At 67.3% G+C, this 15,851-nt stretch carries 16 protein-coding genes and 1 tRNA gene; 7 read left to right on the forward strand and 10 right to left on the reverse strand.

From position 1 onward, the window contains the following. Positions 1 to 22 precede the first annotated feature (22 nt). The gene (locus N5I32_RS06475) at positions 23 to 1,132 is read right to left on the reverse strand and encodes a hypothetical protein (RefSeq protein WP_261494572.1); all 1,110 of its coding nucleotides are present in this window, start codon (positions 1,130 to 1,132) and stop codon (positions 23 to 25) included. A gap of 176 nt (positions 1,133 to 1,308) precedes the next feature. Between N5I32_RS06475 and ilvN the strand changes: the two genes are divergently transcribed. Continuing rightward, complete coding sequence (ilvN, locus tag N5I32_RS06480; protein ID WP_261494573.1) at positions 1,309 to 1,869, forward strand: acetolactate synthase small subunit; 561 nt, start codon at positions 1,309 to 1,311, stop codon at positions 1,867 to 1,869. Between the two features lie 62 nt (positions 1,870 to 1,931). On the opposite strand, the gene N5I32_RS06485 is transcribed toward ilvN, so the two are convergent. Then, a complete protein-coding gene (locus N5I32_RS06485) occupies positions 1,932 to 2,183 on the reverse strand; it encodes an EF-hand domain-containing protein (RefSeq protein ID WP_261494574.1) in 252 nt (83 codons plus the stop codon). Positions 2,184 to 2,440: 257 nt separating this feature from the next. Between N5I32_RS06485 and N5I32_RS06490 the strand changes: the two genes are divergently transcribed. Further along, positions 2,441 to 2,926 carry an RNA polymerase sigma factor gene (locus N5I32_RS06490; protein WP_261494575.1) on the forward strand — a complete coding sequence of 162 codons (486 nt, stop codon included), beginning with the start codon at positions 2,441 to 2,443 and terminating at the stop codon, positions 2,924 to 2,926. A gap of 72 nt (positions 2,927 to 2,998) precedes the next feature. Here N5I32_RS06490 and N5I32_RS06495 read toward each other — a convergent pair whose 3' ends face one another. The 7 genes from N5I32_RS06495 to pdxH all read right to left on the reverse strand — a co-directional run bounded on the left by N5I32_RS06495 (position 2,999) and on the right by pdxH (position 10,012). After that, a complete protein-coding gene (locus N5I32_RS06495; RefSeq protein WP_261494576.1) occupies positions 2,999 to 3,232 on the reverse strand; it encodes an EF-hand domain-containing protein in 234 nt (77 codons plus the stop codon). A gap of 182 nt (positions 3,233 to 3,414) precedes the next feature. Next, complete coding sequence (locus tag N5I32_RS06500) at positions 3,415 to 3,648, reverse strand: EF-hand domain-containing protein (protein ID WP_261494577.1); 234 nt, start codon at positions 3,646 to 3,648, stop codon at positions 3,415 to 3,417. Between the two features lie 287 nt (positions 3,649 to 3,935). Then, positions 3,936 to 7,616 (reverse strand): vitamin B12-dependent ribonucleotide reductase, encoded by a 3,681-nt coding sequence (locus N5I32_RS06505; RefSeq protein WP_261494578.1) that lies wholly within the window; start codon positions 7,614 to 7,616, stop codon positions 3,936 to 3,938. 533 nt (positions 7,617 to 8,149) lie between these two features. Continuing rightward, positions 8,150 to 8,226, reverse strand: a tRNA-Pro gene (locus tag N5I32_RS06510). Positions 8,227 to 8,268: 42 nt separating this feature from the next. Beyond that, on the reverse strand, positions 8,269 to 8,739 hold the full coding sequence (locus N5I32_RS06515) for a DUF192 domain-containing protein (RefSeq protein ID WP_439648192.1): 471 nt from the start codon (positions 8,737 to 8,739) through the stop codon (positions 8,269 to 8,271). Further along, the gene (locus N5I32_RS06520; protein ID WP_261494580.1) at positions 8,739 to 9,272 is read right to left on the reverse strand and encodes a cold-shock protein; all 534 of its coding nucleotides are present in this window, start codon (positions 9,270 to 9,272) and stop codon (positions 8,739 to 8,741) included. Before N5I32_RS06520 ends, N5I32_RS06515 begins: the two co-directional genes overlap by 1 nt. Before the next feature lie 134 nt (positions 9,273 to 9,406). Then, on the reverse strand, positions 9,407 to 10,012 hold the full coding sequence (gene pdxH, locus N5I32_RS06525) for a pyridoxamine 5'-phosphate oxidase (protein ID WP_261494581.1): 606 nt from the start codon (positions 10,010 to 10,012) through the stop codon (positions 9,407 to 9,409). A 161-nt stretch (positions 10,013 to 10,173) separates the two neighbouring features. Between pdxH and fabI the strand changes: the two genes are divergently transcribed. Genes fabI through gpt form a run of 3 tightly spaced genes read left to right on the forward strand, consistent with a single transcriptional unit; the run spans position 10,174 to position 12,136 of the window. Continuing rightward, a complete protein-coding gene (fabI, locus tag N5I32_RS06530; protein ID WP_261494582.1) occupies positions 10,174 to 11,004 on the forward strand; it encodes an enoyl-ACP reductase FabI in 831 nt (276 codons plus the stop codon). After that, the gene (locus N5I32_RS06535; protein WP_261494583.1) at positions 11,001 to 11,615 is read left to right on the forward strand and encodes a LysE family translocator; all 615 of its coding nucleotides are present in this window, start codon (positions 11,001 to 11,003) and stop codon (positions 11,613 to 11,615) included. Before fabI ends, N5I32_RS06535 begins: the two co-directional genes overlap by 4 nt. A gap of 11 nt (positions 11,616 to 11,626) precedes the next feature. Continuing rightward, the gene (gene gpt / locus N5I32_RS06540; protein WP_261494584.1) at positions 11,627 to 12,136 is read left to right on the forward strand and encodes a xanthine phosphoribosyltransferase; all 510 of its coding nucleotides are present in this window, start codon (positions 11,627 to 11,629) and stop codon (positions 12,134 to 12,136) included. A 5-nt stretch (positions 12,137 to 12,141) separates the two neighbouring features. Here gpt and N5I32_RS06545 read toward each other — a convergent pair whose 3' ends face one another. Further along, positions 12,142 to 12,567, reverse strand: a complete 426-nt coding sequence (locus N5I32_RS06545) for a DUF1036 domain-containing protein (RefSeq protein WP_261494585.1) — start codon at positions 12,565 to 12,567, stop codon at positions 12,142 to 12,144. A 133-nt stretch (positions 12,568 to 12,700) separates the two neighbouring features. Here N5I32_RS06545 and N5I32_RS06550 point away from each other — a divergent pair, with 133 nt between their 5' ends. Beyond that, positions 12,701 to 13,879, forward strand: coding sequence for an aminotransferase (locus N5I32_RS06550; RefSeq protein WP_261494586.1), 1,179 nt, complete (start codon positions 12,701 to 12,703; stop codon positions 13,877 to 13,879). 118 nt (positions 13,880 to 13,997) lie between these two features. After that, the gene (locus tag N5I32_RS06555; RefSeq protein WP_261494587.1) at positions 13,998 to 15,845 is read left to right on the forward strand and encodes a peptidylprolyl isomerase; all 1,848 of its coding nucleotides are present in this window, start codon (positions 13,998 to 14,000) and stop codon (positions 15,843 to 15,845) included. Positions 15,846 to 15,851 lie beyond the last annotated feature (6 nt).

The following is a 15,851-nucleotide window of genomic DNA, read 5'->3' on the forward strand; positions in this document are numbered from 1 at the left end:
ACCGGCCGGCGCGCGCACCCCGTCAGGCGCGCCCCGGCGTGCCCTTCTGCCGAAGGGAGGCGGGTCCGAGCCCGACGCCGTGCGTCCGTCGCGTCTCGATCATCAGCAGCGCAAAGCAGAGCGCGGACAGCAGTTCGCGCATCTCGGCCACGCGCAGCCCCCCCGCAGGCGTCATGAAGGCATTCACGACCGGCTCCTGCATCAGGCTGGCCAGGAACATGCCGACCGCCAGCCCCGCCGAGGGCAGCGGGAGACCCGTCGCCACGACGACGCGCCGGACATCGGCCAGGGCCCGGTAGAGGATCGGCAGGATCACGCCCCAGCAGAAGAAGCCAAGGATGAAGAGGTGATCGAAAAGATAGCCCATCATATTGTGCAGGTTGAACTCGCGCTGCACGTTGATCGTCTCCATCGCCTTGGGGGTTTCAAAGCCGAAGATGCGCTGGCCCCAGCTGATCTCCTCGCCCGCCATGGCGAAGAACAGAAGCCCGAGGCCAAGCCACATGAAGCGCCGCGCCCCGTTCGGCCGCCCGCGCGCGAACAAGGCGAAACCCGTCACGCTCGCCAGCAAGAGGAAGATGAACTGGCCATCCTCGATCACGCCATCCTCAAGGTTGATCCAGGCCATCTGATCGACGGTGAACACCCGCTCTCCGGCGGCGGCGTAGACGATAAGCGCGACTGCGACGGGGACGAGGGCAAACAGGGAAAGGTTCCATATCTTCCCCAGTTCCGCTTCCGCCGTGGCACCCAGCCGGTCCGGCAGGCGGCGCAGCGCCCGCACGGGTGCTGCCTGTCCGATCCGCTCGCCCCAAAGGCCGGCCAAAATGAACCCCGCCGCCATCACGACCAGCGAACCGCGCGCAACCATGATCTCGATCACCGTGGTGTGCCGCGTCAGCGGATTGTCCGAGGTCAGCGAATCGTCCAGCAGGCCAAGGCTCAGGAACAGGTCGGCCCGGCAGTAGAAGGCCAGCACGGACACAACGATCGCCGCCAGAAGCATTCGAAACCGGTACCGCGCCGCTTGGGCCAAGATGTCCACCGTCATCGGGCGCAGGGGTCGCCCCTGACGCAGCCTTTCCTTGCGGACGGCAGCGGCAGGCGACTCGAAGAGCCAAAGTTCACTCACGTGACGCTTTTATGACAACAGCGCGCGGAAAAAGTCCAATGCGACACCTTTGGCCGCATGACATTTTTCTTGCCTTGCGCACATTTCCCGTGTTGCAAGCCTATCGTCCCCTGTGCACAAACGACCCGTCCGAATTGGCCCAACACGCGATCCCGCCCGAAGGCAAGGAAACGGAAATGTCTGCCCTGAAGATCAAGAAAGGCTCGTCGAGCCACTCCGCCTACGACCTGCGCGACCCCAACGCCGAGGTGATCGAGACCCACACGCTCGCCGTGCTCGTCGACAACGAGGCGGGCGTGCTGGCGCGCGTGATCGGGCTTTTCTCGGGCCGGGGCTACAACATCGACAGCCTGACGGTGGCCGAGGTCGACCACAAGGGGCACCGGTCGCGGATCACCGTCGTCACCCGCGGCACGCCGGCCGTGATCGAACAGATCAAGGCGCAGCTTGGCCGCCTCGTGCCCGTCCACGAGGTCCACGACCTGACGGTCGAGGGTCCGTCGGTCGAGCGGGAGCTTTCGCTTTTCAAGGTCGTGGGCACCGGCGAGAAGCGGATCGAGGCGCTGCGGCTCGCCGAGATCTTCCGCGCCAACGTGGTCGACAGCACCCTGGAAAGCTTCGTCTTCGAGATCACCGGCACGCCCGAGAAGATCGACGCCTTCGCCGACCTGATGCGCCCGCTCGGGCTTGTCGACGTCGCGCGCACCGGCGTGGCGGCCCTCTCGCGCGGCGCCTGAGGCGGCGCGCAGGGAGGATATGATCGCGCGGCGCCCGAGACGCCGCGCGAGGGGCGTCCGCCCTATTCGGCCGCCACAAGCTGACCCGCATCCACCGCCGCGGTGAACTCCGCCTCGTCGAGCGATCCGTCGGCGTTGGTGTCGAGCGGCTGCAGCGTTTCCGGCGTCAGTGCCGGAAAGGCCACCTGAAGCTCCTCCAGCGTCAGCGTGCCGCTGGCGTCCGCATCAAGCTCGGCCAGCGTCGCGGCCAGGGCAAGCGCGGGGGCAAGCGCCGGCGCGGCGATGCAGAGGGCAATGGCGAGACTGCGTTTCATGTCGATTCTCCTGTCTGTCTGTCGTTGCGAAGGCTTGTGCGGCCTTCCCTGACAGGACGCGTGCGGCGGCATCCTCATCCCGCCTCGGGACGTCGCCCGGCGCCGGCCGCTGCGTTCCGCCGATCCCCCCGTGCCGTCTGGGCGTCATCCCGCCGGAAAAGGCCGATACCGCCGCGGGGCAATCCGCCGGGCGGATTCCGGCGCATTGCCGGGCGGGTTGGCAGGTGCAGATGCTGTGGGGTCAACGGATGGACCCCATGCCCCAGGATCACGACATCACCGCCGCCCTGCCAGCCCTCGGGCGCCTGGCCCGAAGCCTGACGCGCGACCCCGCGCGGGCCGAGGACCTGGTGCAGGAAACCGCCCTGCGTGTGCTGGCGCGACTGGCCGCAGGGGCCGAAGTCGCGGACCTTGCCCCCTATCTGAAGGAGACACTGCGCAACCTCGCCCGCCGGCCGGAGCGCCCCACCCTTCCCCTGGCCGAGGCGCCCGAACCTTCCGTCCTTCCCGATGCGATGCTGCGGCTGACGCTGGCCGAGGTTTCGGCGGCGCTCGACGGCCTGCCCGACGACGACTCGCGCCTGCTTCGTCGCCTTGCCGCCGGTGAGCCGATCGAGGCGATCGCGCGCGCAGAGAGCATTCCGGCAGGCACCGTGATGTCGCGCGCTGCGCGCACCCGCGCGCTCCTGCGGCGGCGGTGCGGCCTTGACCGGGGCGACATCGCGGCGCTGGCCCGGTCATGAGAAAGGCCCCGGAGCGTCGCTCCGGGGCCCTGATCCCGCCGGGGAAATCCCGTGCGGAAGATCGCTGGCCGATCAGGCCGCGATCTTGCCGGCTTCCTGTGCGGCCGTCAGTTCGTCGGCGTCAACCGCACCGTCGGCGTTCGCGTCGATTTCCGCGAACAGCTCGGGGGTCATGTCCGGATAGGCCGCGGTCATCTCCTCGATCGAGTAGGTGCCGTTGCCGTCCGCATCGGTGACGACCGTCTGGGCGTGCGCGACGGAGCCGAATGCGGCAAGGGCGCCAAAGGCCAGAACGAACTTCTTCATCTTTCTTGTCTCCAGATAGGGGCTTGTGCCCTGGAATCAGTGGCTTGCTTGCCACCGCAGACTGTGTGCGCCTGTCCGGAAATGTTCGCAAGGGTCGGCCTTACGCGGCGGCAATCGGGCGCCGAAGGCTCGGCGCAACCCTGCCGATCGGCGCCTCGGCGCCCCCCGGACGCGCGCCGTTTCTAGCCGATCAGGCCGTTCTCGCGGGCGGCCTGAAGCTCATCGGCGTCGATCTCGCCCGAACCGTCCACATCGATCTGGGAAAAGAGCGGCGCGGACATGTCCGGATAGGCCGCCGTCATCTCCTCGATCGAGAAGGTGCCGTTGCCGTCGGTGTCGCTGACGGCAACCTGCGCCTGGGCGGCGGCGGCGCCAAGCGCCAGGGCGAACGACAGGGCAAGGGTGCGGAACTTCATCGACAATCTCCTTCAGAACGCCGGCGCGACGGCGCCAGCCTTGGGGCAAAGATGGTCCGGGGGGCGCTGTAAGGCAATAACAGAGCGGCGGAAACCCGATAACGGGTCGGACCTGCGGGCAAAAAAAGGGGGCGGGTCGCCCCGCCCCTCTCCAGGTTTCGCCGCTCAGGCTCGTCCTTCATACCGCTCGGTGTTCTCGCCTGCGGCCTGAACGTCGTCGGGGGCGAGCGCACCCGCCCCGGAACCGCACCCCCCGCCGGCGTGACACGGCCGGGGGCTTGGATGGCTCAACTACACCCGCTCGTCCCGCCGCAGGTGTTGCATTTCATGCAGGTGCCGTTCCTCACCAGCGTGTAGTTCCCGCACTCGCCGCAGGGGTCGCCCTCGTAGCCCTGCATGCGGGCCTTGGTGCGGGCGTCCATGGTGACGGTGCCGGTGACGATGGCGGTGGCACCCGCCGTCGCGGCGACGGCGGTCGCGGGGACCAGCGTTGCCAGCGCGGCGATCGGGTCGCCCGCCAGCGCGGTGCCCCCCGCCCCGCCCTGCAGGACGACGAGTTCCTGCGGCAGGCGCTTTCTCAGGTAGCCGGTCGAGGAAATCGACTTGAGGAACTCCATCGACTTCGAGGCCGCCGTCTCGCTCACCTCGGCGACGTTCACCCGGCCCTCGTCCGCCCCGCCGCCGAGGTCGTCGAAGGTCGCGCCCTGCGGCTTCACATGGGCAAGGTCGGTGCGGTCGAGGTAGCTGACCGCCAGTTCGCGGAAGATGTAGTCGAGGATCGAGGTCGCGTTCTTGATCGAGTCGTTGCCCTGCACCATCCCCGCGGGTTCGAACTTGGTAAAGGTGAAGGCGTCGACGAACTCCTCCAGCGGCACGCCGTATTGCAGGCCCACGGACACCGCGATGGCGAAGTTGTTCATCATCGCGCGGAAGCCCGCGCCTTCCTTGTGCATGTCGATGAAGATCTCGCCCAAGGAGCCGTCTTTGTATTCGCCGGTGCGCAGGTAAACCTTGTGGCCGCCGACGATGGCCTTCTGGGTGTAGCCCTTGCGCCGTTCGGGCAGCTTTTCGCGGTGGCGGCGGACGATTTCCTTCACCACGATCTTCTCGACGATCTTCTCGGCCAGGACGGCGGCCTTTTCCTGCGCCGAGCCGGTGGCGAGGATCTCCTCCGCCTCCTCGTCGTCCTCGACCAGCGCCGAGGCGAGCGGCTGCGACAGCTTGGACCCGTCGCGGTAGAGCGCGTTGGCCTTGATGCCGAGGCTCCACGACAGTTCATAGGCCGCCAGCACATCCTCGATCGTGGCCGAGTTCGGCATGTTGATCGTCTTGGAGATGGCGCCCGAGATGAACGATTGCGCCGCCGCCATCATGGTGATGTGGCTTTCGACCGAGAGGAACCGCTTGCCGGTCTTGCCGCAGGGGTTGGCGCAGTCGAACACGTGATAGTGCTCCGGCTTCAGGTGCGGCGCCCCTTCCAGCGTCATCGTCCCGCAGACATGGTCGTTCGCCGCGTCGATCTGGGCCCGGGTAAAGCCCAGGTGCCGGAGCAGGTCGAAGGTCGGATCGGCCAGCTTTTCGGCCGGGATGCCAAGGGTTTCGCGGCAGAAGCTTTCCCCCAGCGTCCACTGGTTGAAGACAAAGCGGATATCGAAAGCCGAGGGCAGCGCCGCCTCGATCTTGGCCAGTTCCGCCGGGCCGAAGCCGTGGCCGACCAGCGCGGTGTGGTTGACGCCGGGGCAGTTGCCGAGGGAGGCATGGCCGACGGCATGGGCGACGATCTCCTCGATCTGCGCGCTGCCGTAGCCCAGCGTCTCCAGCGCCGCCGGGACGGAGCGGTTGATGATCTTGAAGTAGCCGCCGCCGGCCAGCTTCTTGAACTTCACCAGCGCGAAGTCCGGCTCGATCCCGGTGGTGTCGCAGTCCATCACCAGGCCGATGGTGCCGGTCGGCGCGATCACCGTGGCCTGCGCGTTGCGGTAGCCGTGCGTCTCGCCCAGCGCCAGCGCCTCGTCCCAGGCGGATTTCGCAAGGCCGACAAGGGTTTGATCGGGGACATTCGCGTGATCGAGCGGCACCGGCCGAACCGCCAGCGCCTCATAGCCCTCGGTCCTGCCGTAGGCAGCGGCGCGGTGGTTGCGGATCACCCGCAGCATGTGGTCGCGGTTCTGCGGGTAGGACGGGAAGGCGCCCAGCTCGCCCGCCATCTCCGCCGAGGTGGCATAGCTCACCCCGGTCATGATCGCGGTCAGCGCGCCGCAAAGCGCCCGGCCCTCGGGGCTGTCGTAGCCAAGGCCCATGTTCATCAGGAGGCCGCCGATATTGGCGTAGCCCAGGCCGAGCGTGCGGAAGTCATAGGACCGCTGGGCGATCTCCTTCGATGGGAACTGCGCCATCAGGACCGAGATTTCCAGCGTCACGGTCCAGAGCCGGGTCGCATGGACATAGCCTTCCGCGTCGAACTTGCCGCCGTGGTAGAAGGTCAGCAGGTTCATGGACGCCAGGTTGCAGGCGGTGTCGTCGAGGAACATGTATTCCGAGCAGGGGTTCGAGCCGCGGATCTGCCCGTCCGCCGGGCAGGTGTGCCAGGCGTTCACCGTGTCGTGGAACTGGATGCCGGGGTCGGCACAGGCCCAGGCGGCGTGGCCGACCTGCGCCCAGAGGTCGCGCGCCTTCACGGTCTTGGCCACCTTGCCGTCGGTGCGGCGGATCAGTTCCCAGTCGGCATCGTCCTTCACCGCCTTGAGGAAGGCGTCGGTCACCCGAACGGAGTTGTTGGAGTTCTGGCCGGAGACCGACGCGTAGGCTTCACTGTCCCAATCGGTGTCATAGGTCGGGAATTCGATGCTCCCGTACCCCTGCTTTGCGTAGTCGAGCACGCGCTTGACGTAGGTTTCCGGGATCATCGCGCGCTTGGCGCCGCGGATCGCGGACTTCAGACTCTCGTTCTTCGCCGGATCGACCGCGTCCTCGGTCGAGCCGTCCCACTGGCGGATCGCCGCGAAGATGTCGTTCAGCCGCGCCTCATGCGCCTTGGAGCCGGCGACGAGCGAGGCGACCTTCTGCTCCTCGATCACCTTCCAGTTCACGAAGGCCTCGATATCAGGGTGATCCATGTCGCAGATCACCATCTTGGCCGCGCGCCGCGTGGTGCCGCCCGACTTGATCGCGCCCGCCGCGCGGTCGCCGATCTTCAGGAACCCCATCAGGCCCGAGGACTTGCCGCCGCCCGAAAGCCGCTCGCCCTCGCCCCTGAGCGAGGAGAAGTTGGTGCCGGTGCCGGAGCCGTACTTGAACAGCCGCGCCTCGCGGACCCAGAGGTCCATGATGCCGCCCTCGTTCACGAGGTCGTCGGCGACGGACTGGATGAAGCAGGCATGCGGCTGGGGATGTTCATAGGCCGAGTCGGACTTCACCAGCTTGCCGGTCCTGTAGTCGACGTAGAAATGGCCCTGCCCCGGACCGTCGATCCCGTAGGCCCAGTGCAGGCCGGTGTTGAACCACTGGGGCGAGTTCGGCGCGGCCATCTGTTCGGCCAGCATGAAGCGCATTTCGTCGAAATAGGCCTCGGCGTCGGCTTCGGAGGAGAAATAGCCGCCCTTCCAGCCCCAGTAGGCCCAGGCGCCGGCTAGACGGTCGAACACCTGCTTGGCCGAAGTCTCGCCGCCGAAGCGGGTCTCTTTCGGCAAACGGGCCAGCGCGTCCTCGTCCGGGACGGAACGCCAGAGAAACTCGGGCACGCCCTTTTCGCGCACCTTCTTCAGGCAGGCCGCGACGCCGGCCTTGCGGAAATACTTCTGCGCCAGCACGTCCGAGGCGACCTGGCTCCAGCCCGCGGGAACCTCGACCGCGTCGTTGCGGAACACCACCTTGCCGTCCGGATTGCGGATCTCGGACACGGTCGTGGTGAAGGCGATCTCGGAATAGGCGCCCGCCCCCGGTTTGGTGAATCGTCTTTCGATTTTCATCTCTGCCCCGTTCCTTGCGCGGCGTTCCGCCGCTTGTTTCCGTCCCATCCGGGCGACGCGTTGCAGCGTTCTTGCCCGTGCCGGACTCTCGCAAAAACCCTTCACGGCCCGCGGGAAGGCCCGCAGATCACGCGCCACAGCATCTGTGGCTCCGTTTTCGATTTTTTTCAGAGGCGCCACTACATCTAGTGGCATTCGTTCCAGCCTGCACAAACTGGCGTGTATTCGCCCCTCTGGTCAACAGCATTTTTCGTTCACGGAGGCGTTATTTTCGGTTGACGCCCGACCCTGCCGCAGGCCCCGCGGCGGGCAGGTGATTCATGCACAGCCGGTTGCCCGCGCCAGGCATCGCGAAAAGCCAAGGGAATGGCGCGCCTTGCCCCGGAATGCTCACACGTCGCGTGAATTTATCCACAGGCCGGGCGGCGTCGGGCGGTGGCGGCGCGGCGGCCGGGAGTATTGCAAAAAGATGACAGGGGCAGTCTTGCCCGCCCGAGGGGGCGCCACGCGCAATGGTTGCCAAGACTGCCGGTTGGTCGGGGCGAGAGGATTCGAACCTCCGGCCTACGGTACCCAAAACCGTCGCGCTACCAGGCTGCGCTACGCCCCGACGCACCGTCTCTAGCCGCTTGCACCGGCGATGGAAAGGACGTTATTCGCCGGCGCAGGGCCACAGCGCGGCGGCCTGGTCGATCGCCGGGTGGCGCAGTTCCGCGCCTTCCACGATGCCCAGGCGACGCGCAAGCCCGCCGTTGATCTCGAGCACGTACTGGATGCCGCTGCCGCCGGGAATCAGCGTCTCGTCCTGCGGCACGGCGTTTTCGTGCACCCGGGCGACGCGGCCGTCGGGCGCGACGAAGATCATGTCGAGCGGGATCAGGGTGTTCTTCATCCAGAACCCCACCTCGCGCGGGGTCTCGAAGACGAAAAGCATCCCCGCCCCCGAGGACATGCTGTCACGGAACATCAGCCCCCTGGCGCGTTCCTCGGTCGTGTCGGCAATCTCGACGCGGAAGCGGGCCTTGCCGCCGTCCCAGCGCAGCTCCGCAACATCGGGGGCGCATCCCGCGAAGGCGGGCAATGCCGCGATCGTGCCGGCAAGACCGAAAAGGAAACGTCGGATCACCGGACTTCCCTGACGCCCGCTTCCCACGAGGTGACCTGCGCGGCCATGCGCCCGCGCTTGCCCTCGATCACGCGCAGGCAGACGGCCTCGCCCGGGGCAAGGTCGGCGAACCCGGACCGGCGCAGCACCTCGATATGGATGAACACGTCCTCGGGGCGCGAAAAGATGTTGGCAAAGCCGAAGCCCTTGGCCTTGTCGAACCACTTCACCCGCGCGGGTTCCAGCGGCAGCGCAAGGATCATGGCCATGTCGCTGTCGCCCAGATCCTCGATCGGCGGGGCGGCATCGCCTTCGGGCGGCAGGATCTCCAGGACCTCGACCGCCTGAGAGCCGCGCCCGGTGACCTGCACCATCACGGTGATGCGGGCATTGTCCGCGACAGACCCCTGCCCGAAGTTGCGAAGCACATTCGCATGCAACAGGATGTCGCCGGCGCCTTCGCTGCCGACGATGAAGCCGAACCCCTTTGCAGGATCGAACCATTTGACCCGACCCGTGACCCGTCTTGATGCGGGCTCTTGCTGCGTCATTAGCGTGCCCCGTCTTGTATTTTTGGGCTTCTTTCACCGAACACCCGAAACTCGCATGGCAGCCGGTCCATTTTCAAGTCCCTTTCCAAGCGCTAACGGCAATCCTGGAATTTGCATTGCGCAAAGCGTTTCCCTCAGGGGTTTAGTCGATCGATGTGCCAGTCCTGCAACAAATCTGCGCGAGTCCACCTGAACCTGTCGTGAAGACGGAAGGCGCCGTCGGCCCAGAATTCGATCTCGAGCGGGCGGATTCGATACCCGCCCCAGAAGGGCGGGCGCTTCGGGTTCGGGCCCTGTTCGGCGGTGACGCGCGCCACCTCGGCCATGAGCGCCAGGCGCGAGGACAGCGGGCGCGACTGCTGCGAGGCCCAGGCGCCAAGCCTGCTCTTGAGCGAGCGCGAGGCGTAGTAGGCGTCTGCCTGCGGCCCCTCCTCGCGGGAGACGAGGCCGCGGACGCGAATCTGCCGGCGCAGCGATTTCCAGTGCAGGACGAACGCGGCCTTTCCGGTCGCGTCGATCTCGCGCGCCTTGGCAGATCCGTAATTCGTGTAGAAGACGAAGGCATCGGCCTCGATCTCCTTCAGAAGGACCATCCGGACGTTCGGAAGGCCATCGGTATCCACCGTCGCAAGCGCGATCGCGTCGGGATCGTTCGGCTCCCGCCCTTCGGCTTCCTTCAACCACGTTCGCGCGATTGCAAAGGGATCGTTACCTGAAAACATACCGCTTCTGTCCGACATCGGCCACCTTTCTTTCGTGCCGTCGCCCGGGTCCGACCCGTTTTTCGCCGATACTCTGCACATCGCCGGGGGCGAAGCGCAAGCCCCGCCGCTACCCTTGCGGCAGTCCCGGACATGGCCTAATGGAAGGGAACGCGGAACAGGTCGCCCGGGGGACGGAGATGACAACGAAGCTGATGGCAGGCAAGCGCGGCCTGATCATGGGCCTTGCGAACGACAAGTCCATCGCATGGGGAATTGCCAAGGCCGTTGCCGAGCAGGGCGCCGAACTGGCCTTTTCCTATCAGGGAGAGGCGCTGAAGAAGCGGGTCGAGCCGCTTGCCGCGGAAGTGGGATCGACCGAAATCGTCGAGTGCGACGTTGCCGACGAAGCCTCGCTCGACGCGCTCTTCGCTCATCTCGAAAAGGTCTGGGGCAAGCTCGACTTCGTGGTGCACGCGATCGGATTTTCCGACAAGAACGAGCTGCGCGGCCGCTATGTCGACACGAGTTCGGCGAACTTCCGCATGACCATGGACATCTCGGTCTATTCCTTCACCGCCGTCTGCCGGCGCGCGGCGGCGCTGATGCCCGATGGCGGCTCGCTCCTCACGCTGACCTACTACGGCGCCGAACGGGTGATGCCGCACTACAACGTCATGGGCGTGGCCAAGGCCGCGCTTGAAGCCTCGGTGCGCTACATCGCCGAGGATCTGGGCAAGGTCGGCATCCGCTGCAACGCGATTTCGGCCGGGCCGATCAAGACGTTGGCGGCCAGCGGCATCGGCGATTTCCGCTACATCCTGAAGTGGAACGAGCTGAACTCGCCGCTCCGCCGCAACGTCAGCCAGGACGAGGTCGGCAAGTCCGCGCTCTACCTGCTCTCGGACCTCGGCTCCGGCGTGACCGGCGAGGTGCACCATGTCGACGCGGGCTATCACCTGGTCGGCATGAAGGCTGTTGACGCGCCCGACATCGACGTCGTGACCGGGCGCAAGGATGGCGGGCAATGACGCTCGCGGCCTTCATGGTTTTTGTCGGGCTTGTCGTGTTTGCGGCGATTTCGCCAGGTCCGGCCGTGCTCATGTCTGCCCGAACCGGACTGACCGAGGGTCTGCGGACAGGTGTCATGCTGGCCATGGGGATCGGGGCTGGCGCCGTGGTCTGGGCCTCGACCGCCATGTTCGGTCTGAACCTGCTTTTCGTGGCAGCCCCCGCGCTTCTCTGGGCGCTGAAGATCGGTGGCGCCGCCTATCTCGTCTGGATGGGCTGGAAGCTCTGGCGCCTTGCGCCCGAGCCGTTCGTGACGGCCGACAGCCGGCCCGTGCCGCGTTCCGCCCTGTCGGCGTTCCGGCTTGGCCTGTTCACCCAGCTTGCGAATCCCAAGCCGGCCGTGATGTTCTCGGCCATCTTCCTCGGCACCGTGCCCCCGGAAACCCCGCTTTGGACCTATGCCGCGCTTCTTGCGGTGATCTTCGCCTCCGAGACGCTGTGGAACACGCTGGTCGCGCGAATCTTCTCGCTCGAACGGACGCGGGCGGGCTATGTCGGCCTCAAGACCGTGATCGACCGCGGTTTCGGCGGCCTGCTGGCAATCCTGGGACTGAAGATCGCCGCCACCTGAAGGAGTTTCTCATGTCCGCCGACCGCCTGCCGCATGAAAAGGGGTTCCACGTTTCCTGGGACCAGATCCACCGCGACGCCCGCGCGCTGGCTTGGCGGCTGGACGGCAAGGGCCCCGACGGCGGCGCCTGGCGCGCGGTCGTCGCGATCACCCGTGGCGGCATGGCGCCGGCGATGATCGTCAGCCGCGAGCTTGACATCCGCGTGGTCGACACGATCTCGGTCAAGTCCTACAACCACCAGGCCCAGACGGCGCCGCGCGTGATCAAGGCCCCGCAGGCCGACATCATGGGCGATCAGGGCGAAGGCGTGCTGGTCGTCGACGACCTCGTCGACACCGGCAAGACGCTGGAACTGGTGCGCAATCTATACCCCAAGGCGCATTTCGCCACCGTCTACGCCAAGCCCGAGGGGCGCGGCATGGTCGACACCTACATCACCGAGGTCAGCCAGGACACCTGGATCTTCTTCCCCTGGGACATGGCGCTGCAATACGTCGAGCCCTACCGCGGCAAGGACTGAAGGCCTCAGGGATCGAGGTTCCAGGTGTAGCGGCCCGGCTGGTCCGCGTGCATGGCCACGAATTCCGCAACGTCCTGGTGGCTTTCGCAGGCCTCGCCGTCCCTGGTCCAGAACCCGAACGGGCCGGGGTGTTCGACGCACTCCGAATGGTCCCCGCCCCAATAGCGTGAACTGTCGCCGTCCACCTCGGCGTACATGTAGAAATAGGCGTTGTCGGTCTCGGCGATGATCTGGCACTCGCCCGCCCGCACGCTGTACCAGCCCTCGTTGCGCCAGTCGCTGTCGCTGCTGCCGACCGGCTGGTAGGAGACGGCCACGAAGGCATCGTCGCTGCTGCGGTTGCAGACCTCGAGGTCGAGAAGCGCTTCGGCGGCCGCAGGCATTGCCAGCCCGAGGCTTGCTGCGCTGAGTGCGATGGTTCTGAGTGACATTGCGGACCCCGCGTTGGTGATCGTTGGCACACGCAAAGGATGTGCCGGAAGCCGACCTTGCGTCAACGGGCTTGCGCTGCGCCTCCGCTGCCGTCAAGGCTGTCAGCGCAACGCGACAGGACGGAGCCCCGCGATGACCCTGCCCCTCAACCCCGCGATGGCCGCGACCTTCGCCCCGCCGGTGATGGAGGCGCGGCGCTGGCTTGACGGCGTGACCTTTCCGCCCGACCGCCCGCTTCTGAACGTGAGCCAGGCTGCGCCCGTCGATCCCCCGCCCGAAGGGCTGCGCCGCGCCATCGCCGAGGCGGCCATGAACGATCCCGCCGCGCATCTTTACGGCCCCGTCCTTGGCCTGCCGGAACTGCGCGCCGAGGTGGCCGCGCAGTGGTCGGCGGCCTATGGCGGCGCCATTGCCCCGGCCGAGGTCGCGATCACCCAGGGCTGCAACCAGGCCTTCTGCGCGATCCTGTCCACGCTCGCCGGCGCGGGGGATGAAGTCATCCTGCCAACCCCTTGGTATTTCAATCACAAGATGTGGCTCGACATGCAGGGGATCGCCACCGTTCCCTTGGCCACCGGCGCGTCCCTCATCCCCGACGCCGCGGCCGCGGCGCGGCTGATCACGCCGCGCACGCGCGCCATCGTGCTGGTCTCGCCAAACAATCCCGGCGGCGTGGAATACCCGGCCGAAACGCTGCGGGCGTTCTTCGACCTTGCCCGCGCGCACGGCATCGCGCTGATCGTGGACGAGACCTACCGCGACTTCGACGCCCGCAGCGGCGCGCCGCACGACCTCTTTGCCGACCCCGACTGGCAGGGCACGCTGGTGCATCTCTATTCCTTCTCCAAGGCCTATCGCCTGACCGGGCACCGGGTGGGCGCCATCGTCGCCGACGCCCGGCAACTGGCCGAGGTGGAGAAGTTCCTCGACTGCGTGGCGATCTGCCCAAGCCAGCTTGGCCAGATCGGCGCGCTCTGGGGGATGCGGAACCTGTCGCAATGGGTCGCGGGCGAACGTGACGAGATCCTCGCCCGTCGGGCGGCGATGCAAGGCGCCTTCGCCGACCTGCCCGGCTGGCGGCTGATGGGCTGCGGCGCCTATTTCGCTTATGTCGCGCAGGACACCGGCCTGCCCTCGCCCGACCTTGCCCGCCGGCTGGTGCGCGAGGCGGGCGTACTGATGCTGCCCGGCACCATGTTCATGCCCGCGGGCGACCCGGCGGGGGCTGCCCAGATGCGCATCGCCTTTGCCAATGTCGACCGCGCCGGCATCGCCGAACTGGCCCGGCGGCTGGCCGGCTGGCACCCCTGACGCGGCCCCTGAGGCACCCCTGAGGCGCCCCCGGGCCATCCCGCAAGCGGGCACGTCTTGCCCCGCCCGGGGCTCTGCCCTAAACACCTGCAAGATTTCCTGACCGGAGCCCCGCAAGATGTCGACCAAGCTGCGCAACAAGAAGGGCAAGAACTCCGTCATCTGGGTGCTGATGGGCCTCATGGTGGCCGGTCTGGGCGGCTATGGCGTGACCAACTTCGGCGCCTCGATCGGCTCCATCGGCTCGGTCGGCGAGCGTGAGGTGGACCTGCGCGACTATGCGCGCGCGCTCAACCAGGAGATCAGCGCGATGTCGGCGCAGATCGGCCTGCCGCTGACCTTCGCGCAGGCGCAGGAACTGGGCCTGACCGACCGCGTGCGCGCCCAGCTTTTCGCCACCGCCGCGCTCGAGGACGAGGCCGACCAGCGCGGTCTTTCGGTCGGCGACGGCGAGGTGCGCCGCGTGGTCACCTCGATCTCGTCGTTCCGGGGGCTGGATGGCAGCTTCGACCGCGAGGCCTACAAGCTCACGCTGCGCCAGCAGGGCATGACCGAGGCCGAGTTCGAGGAACGCATGCGCGCCGAATCCGCCCGCGGGCTGCTGCAACGCGCGGTGATGGGGGCCAGTGCCGCGCCGGAGACCTTCGTGACCGCGGTCGCCGCCTGGACGAACGAGACGCGCGACTTCACGCTGGCCGAACTGATCGCCTCCGACCTCGACGCGCCGGTGGAAGCGCCCTCGGAAGAGGCGCTGAAGGCCTATTACGAGGCCAATCCCGACGCCTACACGCGGCCCGAGACGCGGCACATCACCTATGTGTGGCTGTCGCCCGAGATGGTGCAGCCCACGATCGAGATCGACGAGGCGACGCTGCGCGCCGCCTATGACGAACGGATCGACGAATTCGTGGTGCCGGAAAAGCGGCTGGTCGAACGGCTGGTCTTCGCCAACGACGACGAGGCCGCGGCGGCCAAGGCGCGCCTCGACGCGGGCGAGGTGACGTTCGAGGAGCTGACCGCCGAACGCGGCCTGACGCTGGCCGACATCGACCTCGGCGAGATGAGCCGGGAAGACCTGGGCGAGGCCGGCGAGGCGATCTTTGCCATGGCCGAACCGGGGGTGGCCGGCCCCCTGCCCTCAAGCCTCGGGCCTGCGCTTTATGCGATGAACGGCATCCTGGAGGCTCAGGAAACCACCTTCGAGCAGGCGCGCGACATGCTTCTGCCCGAACTGACCATCGACCGCGCCCGCCGCGCCATCCTCGAACAGAGCGAGGGCATCGCCGATGTGCTGGCAGGCGGCGAGACGCTGGAGCAGGTGGCCGAAAGCATGAAGATGGAGCTGGGCCAGATCGACTTCAGCAGCGAGACGCAAGACGGCATCGCGGCCTATGCAGAGTTCCGCGATGCGGCCGGGGCGGCGACGGCGGAGGATTTCCCGCAGCTGGTCGAGCTTGACGATGGCGGCGTCTTCGCGCTGCGCCTCGACGGGATCGACCCGCCCGCCGTGCGCCCGCTGGACGAGGTGCGCGAGGCTGTCGCCGCCGACTGGACGCGGGCGGAAACGCAAAAACGCCTGTTGGAGAAGGGCGCCGAGATTCAGGCCGCGCTCGACAACGGCGCAACGCTTTCCGCGCTCGGGCTGGTGACGACGCATTACGCGGGCTTCGCTCGGTCGGGCCACCTTGCCGACCTGCCGGCCGAGATCGCGACGCGGGCCTTCCGCCTTGACGCGGGGAAATCGGCCGTGATCGACGCCTCCGCACGCGTCTTCGTGGTCCAGGTCGACGCGGTCCACGCGGCCGCGCCCGAAGAGGCCGCAGCCGTTGCCGAGGCGATGCGGCCGCGCGTCGCGCAGTCGGTGGCGGGCGATGTCATCGACCTCTTCATCACGGCGATCGAGACGGAAAAGGGCATCACCGTCGATCAGGCCGCGATCAACGCCGTTCACGCGCAGATGCAGTAGGACCAG

Origin of the sequence: Albidovulum sediminis (assembly GCF_025380365.1) — a bacterium.
In the GTDB taxonomy this organism is placed as follows: domain Bacteria; phylum Pseudomonadota; class Alphaproteobacteria; order Rhodobacterales; family Rhodobacteraceae; genus Albidovulum; species Albidovulum sediminis.